The organism is Pseudomonas sp. DTU_2021_1001937_2_SI_NGA_ILE_001, from assembly GCF_032463525.1.
Taxonomy (GTDB): domain Bacteria; phylum Pseudomonadota; class Gammaproteobacteria; order Pseudomonadales; family Pseudomonadaceae; genus Aquipseudomonas.
Map to the genome: position 1 here is coordinate 228226 of NZ_CP135971.1, position 17228 is coordinate 245453.

At 69.1% G+C, this 17228-nt stretch carries 1 protein-coding gene and 1 pseudogene; both read left to right on the forward strand.

Features of this window, described 5'->3' with window-relative positions; genetic code table 11:
* Positions 1-165 precede the first annotated feature (165 nt).
* Complete coding sequence (locus RRX38_RS01065; RefSeq protein ID WP_315961141.1) at positions 166-9660, forward strand: non-ribosomal peptide synthetase; 9495 nt, start codon at positions 166-168, stop codon at positions 9658-9660.
* Positions 9657-17228: pseudogene (locus RRX38_RS24910) on the forward strand (amino acid adenylation domain-containing protein); the annotation flags it as partial. The gene RRX38_RS01065 and the pseudogene RRX38_RS24910, both read left to right, overlap by 4 nt.

Below are 17228 nucleotides of genomic sequence, written 5' to 3' on the forward strand. Positions count from 1 at the left end.
AGCTCCCTTTCAAGCTGATCATCCTAGGTGCAAAGCATGTAACTACACCGTTCGGAAGGTTACAAATTGTTAACTGCCTGGGTTGCCCCGGTTTGAGGGGTCATGCGCGGCGAAAGGGGCGATGTTTAATTGGCGCCTGAATTTTGCCGAGAAGGACCTTGAGCCATGCCAGCCCGTGCTGCCGACTGTTTTGCGCTGAGCGCCGCCCAACGAGACATCTGGCTCGACCAGATCAGCCATGGCGACTCGCCCCTCTATAACATCGGCGGGTACGTGAAGCTGAGCGGGCCCCTGGAGGCCACGACGCTGCACCAGGCGCTGGAGCACCTGGTGGCGGCGCACTCGGCCTTGCGCACGGTGATGGTCCCGGGCCAGGACAGCGATGGCCTGCCGCTGCAGTGCTTCGCCGCGTCGATGCCCGTCAGCCTGCCGTTGCACGACCTCAGCCAGCGGGCTGAGCCGGTCGCGGCGGCGCAGCGCCTGGTCGACGAGCAGATGCAGCGTCCTTACCGGCTGTATGACAGCCCGCTGTTCAGCTTCTGCCTGATCCGCCTGGCTGCCGAAGAGCACTGGCTGGTGACCCAGGCCCACCACCTGATCCTCGACGGCTGGGGTTTCGGGCAGATGATCAAGGCGCTTGGCGAGCACTACACCGCGCTGTGCCAGGGCAGCAGCGTCGAGGGCGAGCCGCTGTGCTACAGCAGCTTCATCGCGGACGACCAGCGTTACCGCCAGTCCAGCCGCTTCCAGCACGACCAGGCCTACTGGCTCGCCAAGTACCAGGACCTGCCCGAGCCGGTACTCACCCCGCGCCAACGTGGTCGTGCCGCTGGCGCCGAGACGCCTGCGCACACCTGGGTGCAGGCGCTACCGGCCACGCTGCACGAGCGTATGCAGGCGCTTGCGCAACGCCAGCGGGCGTCGGCCTTTCATGTGCTGCTCGCCGCCTTGCATGTGTATTTCACCCGCACCACGCAGCGCCCGGAATGGGTGGTGGGCATCCCCCTGCTCAACCGCACCGGGGCACGCAACAAGGCCACCCTGGGGCATTTCGCACAGGTCAGTGCGGTGCGCCTGGACACCCCGGCACAGGCGGATTTCGCCAGCCTGATCAGCGAGGTGCGCGACCGCCTCAAGCGTGATTTTCGTCATCAGCGCTTCCCGCTGAGCGAACTCAATCGCAGCCTCGGCCTGTCCCCCGAAGCGCGTGGGCAGCTGTTCGAGGTATCGGTTTCCTACGAGCAGGAAGACCACGACTACCGCTATGGCGATGCCCGCGCCAGCACCTTGAAAGTCTCCAACGGCCACGAAAGCACACCCTTGGCCGTGCACCTGCGCAGCAACCGCCACACTGGCGACACCTGGCTGCATCTGGTCTACAACCGTGCCTGGCTGGCGCATGAGCAAGCCCAAGCCATTGGCGCACGGCTGCTGCAGGTGCTGGAGCAGGGGCTGGAAAACCCGGCGCTGGCAATCGCCGAATTCGAGCTGCCGACTCCGGCCGAGTGCCAGCGCATGGCCGCCTGGAACGCCACCCACATGGCCACCCTCGACCCGTTGCTGATTCATCGGCGCATCGAACGTCAGGCGCGTCAGCAACCGGATGCGTTGGCGGCGCGGCACCTCGACCAGCAGCTGACCTACGCGCAACTCGACCAGCGCGCCAACGCCCTCGCCACACGCCTGATCGAATGCGGCGCTGGCCCGCAGACCCGTGTGGCGGTGGTCTGCCAGCGCGGTCTGGACACCCTCGCCGGGCTGCTGGCGGTACTCAAGGCGGGCGCCGCCTACGTGCCCGTCGACCCGGCGCATCCCCAGGAACGCCTGGCCTATCTGCTGACCGACAGTGCGCCGGCGGTGGTGCTGACCCAAGCCGCGCTGCTCGAACGCCTGCCGCCGCTGGCAGTACCGGTCGTGGCGCTGGAGGCCGTGACATTGCAGGCGGCCGATCTTCAGCCTGCGCAGCTCGACGAGCAGGGCAACGACCTGGCCTACGTCATCTATACCTCCGGTTCGACCGGCCAGCCCAAAGGGGTCATGGTCGAGCACCGCATGCTCGCCAACCTCGTGGACTGGCACTGCGCAGCTTTCGATGTGCAGCCGGGCACCCAGACCTCCTGCCTGGCCGGCTTCGGCTTCGATGCCATGGCCTGGGAGGTCTGGCCGACCCTGTGTGCCGGCGGCACCCTGCACCTGGCGCCGGTGCAGGAGGGCGGCGACGATGTCGAAGCCTTGCTGGACTGGTGGCGTGCCCAGCCGCTTGAGGTCAGCTTCCTGCCCACGCCGGTGGCGGAACATGCCTTTGGCCATGCGCAGGAGCACCCGACCTTGCGCACCCTGTTGATCGGCGGCGACCGCCTGCGTCAGTTCAGCCAGGCGCGCCGCTACACGGTGATCAACAACTACGGCCCCACCGAAACCACCGTGGTCGCCACCTCTGGTGCGTTGCAGCCCGACGCCTGCCTGCACATCGGCGGGCCGATCGGCAATACCCAGGTCCATGTGCTGGACGCACACCGGCAACCGGTGCCGGTCGGCGTGGTCGGTGAGCTGTACATCGGTGGGGCAGGGGTCGCGCGCGGCTATCTGAACCGGCCGGAACTCACCGCCGAACGTTTCATCGACGACCCGTTCAGCGCCGTGCCCGGTGCGCGGCTGTACCGCAGTGGCGACCAGGTGCGCTGGAATGCCGACGGCACTTTGGAGTACCTGGGCCGTAATGATGACCAGGTGAAGATTCGCGGCATGCGCATCGAGCCGGGCGAGATCGAAGCGGCCATCGCCGCCCGGCCGGGGATCAAGGACGCCGTGGTGCTGGTGCGTGACCAACACCTGGTGGCCTGGTTCACCGAGTCGGCCGCTGTCGATGTCGGCCAACTGCGCGACGCGCTGCGCGGGCAGTTGCCGGCTTATATGGTGCCGCGCGCTTTCGTGCGCCTGGAGCAGTGGCCACTGACCCGACACGGCAAGCTCGACCGCCGCGCGCTGCCCGCACCGGATGCCGCCAGCCTGGACCTCAGCACCTACGAGGCGCCGCAAGGCGCGGTGGAAACCCGCATGGCCGAAATCTGGGCCGAAGTGCTGGGCACCGAACGGGTCGGGCGGCAGGACAACTTCTTCGAACTGGGCGGCCATTCGCTGCTGGCCATCGCGCTGGTCAAGCGCCTGCGCGGCGCTGGCCTGCAAGCCGATGTGCACACCTTGCTCAGCCACCCGAGCGTGGCCGCGCTGGCCGCCAGCGAGCAGCGCACTGCGGCGCTCAGCACCCCGGCCAACCGTATCCCGGCTGGCTGCACGCAGATCACCCCGGAGCTGCTGAGCCTGACCCGGCTGAGCCAGGCCGAGATCGACGTCATCGTCGCCGGCGTGCCGGGCGGCGCGGGCAACGTCCAGGACATCTACCCGCTGACGCCCCTGCAAGAAGGCATTCTCTACCACCACCTGAGTGCCGGGCAGGGCGACCCGTACCTGCTGCAGTGGCGCCTGACCTTCGACTCGCTGGCGCGTCTGCAGGCCTGGGCGGCGGCGTTGCAGCAGGTCATCGAGCGGCATGACATCCTGCGTACCGCGCTGGTCTGGGAGGGTCTGGAAACGGCGCATCAGGTGGTATGGCGTCAGGCGCCGCTGTCGGTGCAGGCCATCGACCTCGACCCGCACGACACCCAGGGCTCGACCCTGGAACGCCTGCAGCGCCCGTTCGATGCCCGTCACCATCGCCTCGACCTGGCCCAGGCACCCTTGATTCGCCTGGTGCACGCCCGGCAGCCGGGCAGCGATGAAATCGTGGCGATCATCCTGTTCCACCACTTGGTGCTGGACAACAGCGCCATGGAAACCGTCAGCCGCGAGATGGCGGCCATACTCGAAGGCCGCCGGGCCGAGCTGGCGCCGCCAGTGCCGTACCGCGACTACGTGGCCCAGGTACGCCTGGCCAGCGACGAGGCGCGGCACGCCGCGTTCTTCAGCGAGATGCTTGGCGATGTCGACGAGCCAACGCTGCCCTTCGGTCTGCAAGAGGTCGCGGCGGACGGCAGTGCCGTGGAAGAGAGCCGCCGTACGCTGAGCAGCGAACTCGCTTTGCAGGTACGTGAGCAGGCCCGGCGTGCCGGTGTGAGCGCGGCGAGCCTGTTGCACGTGGCCTGGGCGCGGGTGCTGAGTACCCTGGCCAAGCGTAACGATGTGGTATTCGGCACCGTACTGCTGGGGCGCATGGGCGCGGAGGATGCCGACCGTTCGCTGGGCGTGTTCATCAACACCTTGCCGCTGCGGGTCGAAACCGCCCTCGATACCCGTAGTGCAGTTCAGGCCGTACACGCCCGGCTGTCGGCGCTGATCGCCCACGAACAGGCTTCGCTGGTACTCGCCCAGCGCTGCAGCGGTGTGGCGGCCGGTACACCCTTGTTCAGCGCCTTGCTCAATTACCGGCACAGTGCAGCGGTGAAACCACGCGAAGGCCAGGGCCTGTGGCAGGGCGTGCGCGTGCTGGGCGGCGACGTGCGCAGCAACTACCCGCTGACCCTCAGCGTCGACGATCTGGGTGAAGGTTTCGACCTGCACGTGCTGGCCCAGCAGGGACTGGGCGCGCAGCGCATCGTCGGCTGGGTGCAGCACTGCCTGGAGCAACTGGTGCAGGCCCTGGCCTCGGCACCTGCGACCGCTCTGCAACTGCTGCCGATCCTCAGCGCCGCCGAGCGTCGCCAGCTGCTGGACGCTGGGCGCACCCCGGCGCAGGCGTTCCCCCAGCATGCCGCCGTGCAGGCTCTGGTCGAGGCGCAGGCGCGTGCCTGTCCCGACGCGCCTGCGCTCATCCAGGCCGGGCAGGTGCTCAGCTACAGCGAACTGAACACCCAGGCCAACCGCCTGGCGCACCACCTGATCGGCCTTGGCATCGCCCCAGAGCAGCGTGTCGCCCTGTGCCTGCAACGCGGCGTGCAGCGCGTGGTCGCCATGCTCGCGGTGCTCAAGGCCGGCGCCGCCTATGTGCCGGTAGACCCGGCGTATCCGGCCGAACGCATTGCCTATCTGCTCGCCGACAGCGATCCGCGTGTGGTGCTGACCGAAACCGCCACTGACGCCCTGGCTGCCGAGCGCCCGCGCCTGAACCTCGACTCGCCGGTCTGGCGGCAGGCTGCCGGGGGCAATCCCCAGGTGCCTGGTCTAGCGGCGCACAACCTCGCCTATGTGATCTACACCTCCGGCTCCACCGGGCAGCCGAAGGGCGTGATGGTCGAGCACCACACCCTGGAGAATCTGGTGCACTGGCACTGTCAGGCCTTTGACCTGGCGGCCGGCAGCCACACCAGCAGCGTCGCCGGTTTCGGCTTCGACGCCATGGCCTGGGAGGTCTGGCCGGCCCTGTGCAGCGGTGCGGTGCTGCACCTGCCGCCTATGGAGGTGGGCAATGAGCATGTCGATGAACTGCTCGACTGGTGGCTGCAGCAGCCGCTGCAGGTCAGCTTCCTGCCGACCCCGGTGGCCGAGCAGGCGTTGCGCCGTGCCCATCAGCACCCGACGCTGCGCACCCTGCTGGTCGGTGGTGATCGCCTGCGCCAGTTCGACCGCGACCCCGGCTTCACGGTGGTCAACAACTACGGCCCTACCGAGACCACGGTGGTCGCCACCTCTGGCGCGTTGCGCCCGGGTGGTGCCCTGCACATCGGCCGGGCCATCGCCAATACCTGGGTGTACGTGCTCGACGAACAGCGCCAGCCGGTGCCCGAGGGCGTGACCGGTGAGCTGTACATTGCCGGTGCCGGGGTGGCGCGCGGCTATCTGAATGCCGAGGCATTGACCGAGGCGCGCTTTGTCGCTGACCCGTTCAGCGCCAGCCCTGCTGCGCGCATGTACCGCAGCGGCGACCTGGTGCGCTGGAATGCCGACGGCACGCTGGACTACCAGGGCCGTAACGACGACCAGGTGAAGATCCGCGGCATGCGCATCGAGCTGGGCGAAATCGAGGCGGCGCTGGTCAGCCTCGACGCGGTGCAGGACGCCGTGGTGCTGGTCCGCGAGCAGCGCCTGCTGGCCTGGTTCACCGCAGCGGCCGAGGTGAGCGGCGAGGTCCTGCGTGAAGCCTTGCAGGCGCGCTTGCCGGCGCACATGGTGCCGCTGGTGTTCATCCGCCTGGACGCCTTGCCGCTGACCGCACACGGCAAGCTCGATCGCCGCGCGCTGCCCGACCCGGACCGCGATGCACTGCTCCGCCGTGCCTACGAGGCGCCGCAGGGCGAGGTGGAAGCGCGCATCGCCGCCCTCTGGGCGCAGGTGCTGGACGTGGAAAAGGTTGGCCGCCAGGACAACTTCTTCGAACTCGGCGGCCATTCGTTGCTCGCCGTGACCCTGGTCGAGCGCCTGCGCAGCGCCGGCCTGCCGGTCGATGTGCGGGTGCTGCTCGGCCAGCCCACCGTCGCCGCGCTGGCCGCCTCGGTCGGCAGTGGCCGTGAGGTGCAGGTGCCGGCCAACTTGGTGCCAGAGGGCTGCACGCGCATCACCCCGGAGCTGCTGAGCCTTGCCCGGCTCGACCAGGCAACGATCGACCGCATCGTCGCCGGCGTGCCCGGCGGCGCCGCCAACGTGCAGGAAATCTACCCGCTGGCGCCGCTGCAGGAGGGCATTCTCTACCACCACCTGACCGGCGAGCAGGCCGACCCCTATCTGCTGCAGCTGCACATGAACGTCGACAGTCGCCAGCGCCTGGAGGCCGTCGTCGAGGCCCTGCGCCAAGTCATCGCCCGCCACGACAGCCTGCGCACCGCCGTGGTCTGGGATGGCCTGACCACGCCGCAGCAGGTGGTCTGGCGCCACGCCGAACTGCGCGTCGAAGAAGTGCCGATGCTGGCCCGGCACAGTCAAGCCGCCCCGGCGCGCATGGACCTGACCCAGGCGCCGCTGCTGCGCCTGGAGTTCTGCCAGCGCTCAGACGGGGAAGGGCTGTCGGCCACCTTGCTGTTCCATCACATCGTGCTGGATGCCATGGCCCTGGAGGTGATGCGCGAGGAAATGCTCGCCCACCTGCGGGGCGATGCGCCGCCGACTCGGCCGGCGGTGCCGTATCGCAACTACGTGGCGCATGCGCGCCTGGGCATGAGTGAGGCGGAGCACGAAGCCTATTTCCGTGAGCAGCTGGGCGGCATCGAGCAGCCGACGCTGCCGTTCGACCTGCACGACGTACGAAGCGGCGAGCAGCGTCTGGAAGAGGCCTGGCAGCGCCTGCCCGACGCGCTGCTGCGGCGCCTGCGCAGCCAGGCCCGGCAACTGGGTGTCAGCCTGGCCAGCCTGTTGCACCTGGCCTGGGGCCGGGTACTGGGCGCGGCCACCGGCAACGGCCAGGTGGTGTTCGGCACTGTGCTGCTGGGGCGCCTGCAAGGCGGCGAGGGCGCCGACCGCGGGCTGGGCATGTTCATCAATACCCTGCCGCTGCGCGTCGACCTCGACGGCGTCGGCGTGCGCGACGCTGCGCGTGCCACCCATGCGCGGCTGGCCCAGTTGCAGGCCTACGAACACGCCTCGCTGGCCCAGGCCCAGCGCTGCAGCGCGGTGGGCGCTGCGCGGCCGCTGTTCAGCGCGATCCTCAATTATCGCCACGCTGCCGGGCAGGCACGCCAGGATGCCCAGCGCGACGCCTGGCGCGGCCTGGAAATCCTCGACAGCGACAATCACACCCACTACCCGCTGAGCCTTAACGTCGACGACCTCGGCGAACGCCTGCGTGTCGGTGTGACCGCACCGCAAAGCGTCGGGGCACGGCGCATCGCCGAGCAGCTGCTGGAAGTGCTGGCAGGGCTGGTGAATGCCTTGGAAAGCCAGCCGGAACTCGCCCTGCAGCGCCTGCCGGTCTTGGCCGCTGAGGAGCGCAATCGTTTGCTGGTGGAATTCAATCGTTCGGCCTTGGCTTTCGACACGCAGTCCACCCTGCACGCGCTGTTCGAGGCGCAGGCGCGGCGCCTGCCGGAGGCCATGGCGGTGCTCAGCGAGCACGAGCAGCTCAGCTACCGGCAGCTCAACGCGCGTGCCAACCGCCTGGCCCACCAACTGATCGTCTTGGGGGTGCAGCCCGATGACCGCGTGGCGCTGTGCGTCGAGCGCGGCGTGTCACTGGTGGTCGGCCTGCTGGCGATTCTCAAGGCCGGTGGCGCCTACGTGCCGCTCGACCCCAGCTACCCGCGCGAGCGCTTGCAGTACATGCTCGAAGACAGCGCGCCCACGGCGTTGCTGGTCCAGACTGGCACCCGCCCACTGCTCGACCCGCGGGGCCTGGCCTGCATCGATGTCGATGCCGACGACCCCGCCCAGCAGGCCACGCACGATCCGCAGGTGCCCGGCCTGGAGGCGAGCAACCTGGCCTACGTGATCTACACCTCCGGTTCCACGGGGCGCCCCAAAGGGGTGATGGTCGAGCATCGCAACGTGGTCAACCTGGTGCACTGGAGCGCTCGGCAGTTCCCTCAGGACGCGCAGGGCCGCGTGCTGCACAAGACGCCGATCAGCTTCGATGCCTCGGTGTGGGAGCTGTTCTGGCCACTGTGCAGCGGCGTGCCGTTGCTGCTGGCACGCCCCGACGGCCAGCGCGACCCGGCCTACCTGGCGCAGCTGATCCGCGAATGGCGGGTCAGTGTGGTGCAGTTCGTGCCGGCGCTGCTCCAGCACTTCCTTGAGCTGCCGCAAAGCGCGGCCTGCGACAGCCTCACCGATATCGTCTGCGGCGGCGGCGAGCTGACCCCGGCGCTGGCCGGCCTGTTACGCCAGCGCCTGCCCAAGGTTCGCCTGCACAACGTCTACGGCCCGACCGAAGCCACCGTCGACTGCAGCGTCTGGACCCTGGCCCCGGAACAGCCGGTGCCTGAGCGCTTCCTGCCGATTGGCGGGCCGGTGGCCAACACCCAACTGTACGTACTGGATGCCCACGACCAGCCGGTGCCGCTGGGCGTGGTCGGCCACCTGCACATCGGCGGGGCGGGGGTCACCCGTGGCTACCGCAACCTGCCGCAGGCCCAGGCCGAGCGCTTCATCGCCAGCCCCTTCGTAGCCGGTGAGCGGCTGTACCGCAGCGGCGACCTGGTGCGCCAGCACGCCGACGGCAACCTGGAATTCCTCGGCCGCAACGACGACCAGGTCAAGCTGCACGGTCTGCGCATCGAACTGGGCGAGATCCAGACGGCGCTGGCGCAGTGCGCCGGTGTCGAGGACGCCGTGGTCATGGTGCGCGACGACGGCCCGGGTGGGCAGCGCCTGGTGGCCTATTACACCGGCACGCCGAGCGGCGCCGAGGTGTTGCGCGAGGCGCTGCGCAGCCGGCTGCCGGACTACATGCTGCCGGCCCTGTACCTGCACCTGCAGAACCTGCCGCTGAGCCCCAACGGCAAGCTCGACCGCCAGGCCCTGCCGGCCCCCGGCAGCGAGGCGTTGCCGGTACGCATTCACGAAGCCCCGCAAGGTGAAATGGAAGCGCTGCTCGCCGACCTCTGGCGCGAGCTGCTGGGCGTGGAGGCGGTGAGCCGGCATGACAACTTCTTTGAACTCGGTGGCCACTCGCTGTTGGCCATCAGCCTCACCGCACGCTTGCGGCAGGAAGGCATCGAGGCCGACGTCCGCGCCTTGTTCGAGCAACCGACACTGGCCGGTTATGCCGCCATCACAGAGAGCATGGAGATTTTCCTGTGAGCATCAACGAGCTTCTGGCGACACTCAAGGCACTGGACATCCAGCTGGCCGTCAAGGATGGGCAACTGGCCGTGCAGGGCAATCGCCGCGCGCTCACCGACAATGGCCTGGTCGAGCACCTGCGCACGCACAAGGCGGCGCTCATCGAAGCGCTTGAACAGGGCCTTTACAGCAACGCCAAGCGTGGCCAGCCGACGCTGCCGGCCAATGGGATCGGCGCCGATTGCACACGCATCACCCCCGACATGCTGACCCTGGTGACGCTCGACCAGGCGGCCATCGACGCGCTGGTCGAGCAGGTCCCCGGTGGCGCCGCCAACGTGCAGGACATCTACCCGCTGGCGCCCTTGCAGGAGGGCATCCTCTACCACCATGTGAGTGCCAGCGGCCGAGATCCGTACGTGATGCGCGTGGATTTCGCGGTGGTCGACGCGCAGCGCCTGGAGGCCTTCGCCGATGCCTTGCAAACGGTCATCGACCGGCATGACATCCTGCGCACCTCGGTGCACTGGCAGAATCTGCAGCGGCCGCTGCAGGTGGTGTGGCGCAATGCCCGGCTGAGCATCGAGCAGCGCGCCGCCGGCCTCGACGCCGAGGCGCCGTTGTGGCTGGACCTGACCCAGGCGCCGCTGCTGCGCCTGGTGTGCGGCAGCGCCGCCGATGGCCGGGTGCGTGCCAGCCTGCTGTATCACCACATCGCTCTGGACCACAGTGCACTGGAGGTGGTGCGCCAGGAAATCCACGCCTGCCTGTCGGGCCTGGGCGCCACCCTGGGCACACCGGTGCCGTTTCGCAACTATGTCGGGCAGGCGCTGCTGGGCGTCAGCGAGGCCGAGCACGAGGCGTTCTTCACCGGCATGCTCGGTGATGTCGTGGAGCCGACCCTGGCCTACGACCTGCAAGACCTCAGCGGTGACGGCGAGCAAGCCAGCGAGCACAGCATCACCCTCGACCTGGCACTGAGCCTGCGCCTGCGCGCGCAGGCGCGCAGCCTCGGGGTCAGTGTCGCCAGCCTGTTCCACCTGGGCTGGGCACATGTCCTGGCGGGCCTGACCGGCCGCCAGCGGGTGGTCTTCGGCACTGTGCTGATGGGGCGCCTGCTGGGCGCCGAGGCCACCGAGCGGGCCTTGGGCATCTTCATCAACACCCTGCCGCTGTGCCTGAACCTGGAAGCCCAGGACGTGGCGGCGGCGATCCGCACCACCCACCAGCGCCTGACCACCCTGATGCGTCACGAGCACGCCCCGCTGGCCCTGGCGCAGCGTTGCAGCGGCGTGGCCGCGCCGACGCCGCTGTTCAACGCCTTGCTCAATTACCGCCACAGCTCCGCCGAGCATGGCAGCGGTGAACTGTGGCAAGGCATCGAAGTGCTGCAGGCCACGGAGCGCAGCAATTACCCGGTGGTGATGAGTGTCGACGACCTGGGCGAGGCCTTTGCCTTGACTGCCCAGACGGTGGCGGGCGTCGACCCGCTGCGCATCGGTCTGTACCTGCAGCGCGCCATGCAGCAGCTGCTCGACGCGCTGGAGCAGGCACCCACCGCAAGCCTGGCGCGGGTCGATATTCTGCCGGACGATGAGCGTATCCAGCTGTTGCAGGCGTTCGCCGGTTCGCGCAGCGCTTATGAAAGCCTGCACACCGTGCACTGGCGTGTCGAACGCCAGGCCCTTGAACGCCCCGACGCGATTGCCGCCCAAGTGGGCGATGCACGCCTCAGCTACGCCGAACTCAATGCCCGCGCCAACGGCCTGGCCCATCATCTGATCGAACGGGGCGTGCGCCCCGACACGCGGGTGGCGGTGCTCGCCCGCCGTGGCCTGGACACCCTTGTGGGTCTGCTGGCGGTGCTCAAGTCCGGTGCCGGCTATGTGCCGGTGGACCCGGCGCACCCGGACGAACGCATCGCTTACCTATTGAGCGACAGCGCCCCGGTGGTGGTGCTCAGCCAGCAGGACCTGCTGGCTCGCCTGCCGACGCTGAGCGCCCCGTTGCTGCTGCTCGATCAGCCGAGCTGGAGCGCCCGCGAAGACAACCCGCAGGTGCCGGGCCTCAACGCCCGCCACCTGGCCTACGTGATCTACACCTCCGGTTCCACCGGCCAGCCCAAGGGGGTAATGGTCGAGCACCAGAGCCTCAACAACCTGGTGGACTGGCATTGCCAGGCCTTCGACCTGAGCGCGGGCAGCCACACCGCCAGCGTGGCGGGGTTCGGCTTCGACGCCATGGCCTGGGAAGTGTGGCCGGCGCTGTGTGCCGGGGCGACCCTGCACCTGCCACCGGCGCACATCGGCAACGAACAGCTGGATGCCTTGCTCGACTGGTGGCAGGCGCAACCGCTGCAGGTGGCTTTCCTGCCCACGCCGGTGGCCGAGTATGCGTTCAGCCGCGAGCTGAAGCATCCGACGCTGCGCACCCTGCTGATCGGCGGCGACCGCCTGCGGCAGTTCCCGCGTGACCCCGGCTTTGCGGTGGTGAACAACTACGGGCCGACCGAAACCACGGTGGTGGCCAGCTCCGGACGGCTGTGGCCGGAAGGCCGCCTGGACATCGGCAAACCTATCGCCAACACCCGCCTGTACCTGCTCGACGAGCACCGGCAACTGGTGCCCCGTGGCGTGGCCGGTGAGTTGTACATCGGTGGCGAGGGCGTGGCACGCGGTTACCTGAACCGAGCCGACCTGACCGCCGAGCGCTTCTTGGATGATCCGTTCGTGGCCGAGCCGGGCGCGCGGATGTACCGCAGCGGCGACCTGGCGCGCTGGAACGCCGACGGCACCCTGGAGTACCTGGGGCGCAACGACGACCAGGTGAAGATCCGTGGCATGCGCATCGAGCTGGGCGAGATCGACAGCCAGCTGGCACAAGTGCCCGGCGTCGAAGAGGCGCTGGTGCTGGCCCGCGAAGACGTGCCCGGCCAGCCGCGCCTGGTGGCCTATTTCAGCGGGCCGCAGGCGTTGTCGGCCAGCGACCTGCGCAGCGCCTTGCTGGCGCGGCTGCCGGGCTACATGGTGCCGAGTGCCTTCGTGCACCTGGCCGCCTGGCCGTTGACCGCCAACGGCAAGGTCGACCGCCGCGCCTTGCGGGCACCGGACCGCGAAGCCTTGCCGGAGCGGGCCTTCGAAGCGCCGCAGGGCGAGCTGGAAAGCACCCTGGCGGCGATCTGGTGCGAACTGCTACAGGTCGAGCGGGTAGGGCGGCACGATGACTTCTTCGAGCTGGGTGGCCATTCATTGCTGGCCATGCGCATGGTGGCCCAGGTGGGCCAGCGCTTGCAGCGGGTCCTGAGCCTCGCCGAGCTGTTCGCTGACGCCAGCCTGGCAGCCGTTGCCCAGTGCCTGGAAGGCGCGACCCCCGACCATCTGCCAGCCATCGAGGCGGCGCCGCGCAGCGGGCCGTTGCCGTTGTCGGCGGCGCAGCAGCGCATCTGGTTCATGGCGCAGATGAGCGATGCCAACAGCGCCTACAACATTCCGCTGGGCCTGGTCCTCAATGGCGCGTTGGACAGCCGTGCGCTGCGCCTGGCCCTGGAACGTATCGTGGCGCGCCACGAGGCGCTGCGCAGCCGCTTCGTCGAGCACGATGGCGACGCGTGGGTGGAGGTGGCCCCGGCCAGCACACGCCCGGACTTCTGCTGGCAGGACCTGCGCGGCCAGGACCGCCAGGTAGTGCGCGAGGTGATCCGCGCCGAAGCCGCGCAAGCCTTCGACCTGCAACAGGACCTGCCGATTCGCGGGCGCCTGCTGTGCCTGGACGAAGACCGCCACATCCTGCTGCTGACCCTGCACCACATCGTCGCCGACGGCTGGTCGCTGGGCGTGCTCACCCGCGAGCTGAGTGCGCTGTACCAGGCGTTCAGCCAGGGCCAGGCCGACCCGTTGCCGGCCCTGGCGCTGCAGTACGGCGACTACGCCCTGTGGCAACGCCAGTGGCTCGACGCGCAGAGTCTCAACGCACAGGCCGACTACTGGAAGCGCACCCTGGAAGGTGCGCCGATGCTGCTGAGCCTGCCGACCGACCGGCCGCGTCCGGAGCGCCAGGACTATAGCGGCGCCAGCGTGGCCCTGCCGCTGGATGCCCGGCTGTGCACCGAGCTGCGCGCCTGCAGCCAGCGCCACGGGGTGACCCCGTTCATGCTGTTCATGGCCGCCTGGGCGGTGCTGCTGGCGCGCTTGTCCGGGCAGAGCGAAGTGCTGATCGGCATGCCGGTGGCCAACCGCCGACGTGCCGAGATCGAAGGGTTGATCGGCCTGTTCGTCAACACCCTGGCCGTGCGCGTCGATACCGGTGGCGCAGCTGATGTGGCCACCTTGCTGGCCCGGGTGAAGAACCGCGTGATCGAGGCCCAGGCCAACCAGGACCTGCCGTTCGAGCAGGTGGTGGAGCACGTGCGGCCACCGCGCAGCCTGGCCCACAGCCCGCTGTTCCAGGTTTCGCTGGCCTGGGACGGCAGCCAGGGCGCGCCGCTGCAATTGGGCGACCTGCAGCTCGAAGCGCTGGGCGAGCAGCCGACCTTCGCCAAGTTCGACCTGACCCTGAGCGTCAGCGAAAGCGCCGAGGGCTTCACCTGCCTGCTCGACTATGCCACCGCGCTGTTCGACCCGGCCACGGTGGAGCGTTACGCCGGCTACTTCACGCAACTGCTGCGTGGCATGGCTGCCGACGCCCAGGCGCTGCCCGAGCGTATCGAGCTGCTGAGCGCGGCCGAGCGCCAGCGCCTGTTGTACGAGTTCAATGCCAGCGACATCGCCACGCCGCCCCAAGAGCGCCTGCCGGCGCTGTTCGAGGCGCAGGTGGCGCGCACCCCGGAAGCCATCGCGCTGGACGTCGATGCCCGGCTACTGAGCTACCGGCAGCTCAATAAAGAGGCCAACCGCCTGGCCCACCACCTGATCGCCCAGGGCGTGAGCGCCGACAGCCGCGTGGCGATCTGCGTGCAGCGCGGTGCCCAGCTGGTGGTCGGTCTGCTGGCGATTCTCAAGGCCGGCGGCGCCTACGTGCCGCTGGACCCCGGTTACCCGGTCGAGCGCCTGGCCTACATGCTCGAAGACAGCGGCGCCCTGGCGCTGCTGGTCGATGGCAGCACCCGTGAGCGCTTTGCCGGCGGCGCGACACCGCTGATCGACCTGGATGCCTGCCTCTGGGCGGACCAGTCCGAGACCGATCCACAACTGGCGACGGCCAGCGCCAGCGACCTGGCCTACGTGATCTACACCTCCGGCTCCACCGGGCAGCCCAAGGGCGTGATGGTCGAGCACCGCAACCTGTGCAACCTGGTGCAGTGGAGTTCGCGGCTGTGCCCGCCGCAGCCGACCGGTGCGCTGCTGCACAAGACGCCGGTGAGTTTCGATGCCTCGGTATGGGAGCTGTTCTGGCCGCTGTGCGCCGGGCTGCGCCTGGTGCTGGCGCGGCCCGACGGGCAGCGCGACGCGGATTATCTGGTGGAGGTGATCCGCCAGCGCCAGGTCAGCGTCGTGCAGTTCGTGCCGGCGCTGCTGCAGCAGTTCCTGGGCGCAGCGCAGTGCCACACCTGCAGTTCGTTGACCGACATCGTCTGCGGCGGCGGCGAGCTGACCGCCGTGCTGGCTGCTCAGGTGCGCCAACGCCTGCCCAATGTCCGCTTGCACAACGTCTACGGCCCCACGGAAACCACCGTGGACTGCAGTGTCTGGACACTGCAGCCCGGCCAGCCGGTGCCCGCCGAAACCTTGCCGATCGGGCGGCCGATCAGCAACACCCGCCTGTATGTGCTGGACGCCTGGGATCAACCGGTGCCGCAAGGCGTGGTCGGCCAGTTGCACATCGGCGGTGCCGGTGTCGCGCGTGGCTACCTGAACCTGCCGGCCGCCCAGGCCGAGCGCTTCATCGCCAGCCCGTTCGTGGCCGGTGAGCGCCTGTACCGCAGTGGCGACCTGGTACGCCAGTTGGCCAACGGCGAACTGCTGTTCGTCGGCCGCAGCGACTTCCAGGTCAAGCTGCATGGCCTGCGTATCGAGTTGGGCGAGATCGAAGCGCGCCTGCTCGACCACCCGGCGCTACGCGAAGCCGCCGTGCTGTTGCGTGACGAGCGCCTGGTGGCCTGGTTCAGTTGTGCGGCGGGGCCACGGCCGGGCATCGACGCGTTGCGCAGTCACCTGTTGGGCACGTTGCCGGACTACATGGTGCCCACCGCCTTCGTCGCCCTGGACAGCCTGCCGCTGACCCCCAACGGCAAGCTCGACCGCCAGGCCCTGCCGGCACCGGACGACAGCGCCGTGCTGGCGCGCCACTTCGAGGCGCCGCAAGGCGAAACCGAAATCTGGCTGGCGCAGCTGTGGGCCGAGCTGCTCAAGCTGCCGCGCGTCGGGCGGCAGGACAACTTCTTCGAGCTGGGCGGGCACTCGTTACTGGCGGTCACCCTGGTGGCGCGCATGCGCCGTGCCGGTTTGTCCGTGGATGTGAGCGTGCTGTTCGCCCAGCCGACCCTGGCGGTGCTGGCGCGCAGTGTGGTGCGCCAGGCTCAGGTGCCGGTACCGGCCAACCTGATCGCAGCGGACTGCACGCAGATCACGCCCGATCTACTGCCCCTGGTCAGCCTCGAAGCGGCGGACATCGAGCGCATCGTCGCCCGGGTGCCGGGCGGTGCGGCCAACGTGCAGGACATCTACCCGCTGGGCCCGTTGCAGGCCGGCATTCTCTATCACCATCACCTGGCGGCGGGGGAGGCCGATCCCTACCTGCTGGAGGCGCGTTTCGCCTTCGCCAGTGCCGAGCGCCTGGCGGCCTTCTGTGCGGCGCTGCAACGGGTCATCGAGCGTCACGACATTCTGCGCACCGCGTTGCATTGGGATGCTCTGCAGACCCCGGTGCAGGTGGTCTGGCGCCAGGCCAGCCTGCCGGTGCAGGCGGTGCCGCTGGCGGCGCTGGACGGCCCGGCACGCCTGGACCTGAGCCAGGCGCCCTTGCTGCACCTGGCGCACGCCAGCGACGAGGCCGACGGGCGGATCGTCGCGGTGCTGCGCTTCCACCACGCGATCATGGACCACATCGGCCTGGAGGTCCTCGGCCACGAAGTGCAGGCCATGCTGCTCGGCGAACAGGCGCAGCTGCCTGAGCCGGTGCCGTATCGCAACTACATCGCCCAGGTGCTGCAAGGCCCTGACGAACAGGCCCACGAGGCGTTCTTCCGTGAACAGCTGGGTGATATCGACGAACCCAGCCTGCCCTACGGCATGACCGCATCGCACCGCGTGCAGGCTCCCGGCGTGGCGGTGCTGCCGCTGGACCCGGCGCTGGCGCTGCGCCTGCGTGGCCAGGCCCGCCAGCTGAACGTCAGCGTGGCGAGCCTGATGCACCTGGCCTGGGCCGAAGTGCTGGGCCAGCTCTCCGGTCGCGAACAGGTGGTGTTCGGCACCGTGCTGCTGGGCCGCCTGCGCGGCGGCGAAGGCGCCGAGCGCGCCATGGGCGTGTTCATCAACACCTTGCCGCTGCGCATCGACCTGGGCGAACTCAGCGCCCGCGACGCGGTGCTCGACACTCATCAGCGCCTCAGCGCGCTGCTCGCCCACGAACAGGCCCAACTGGCCCTGGCG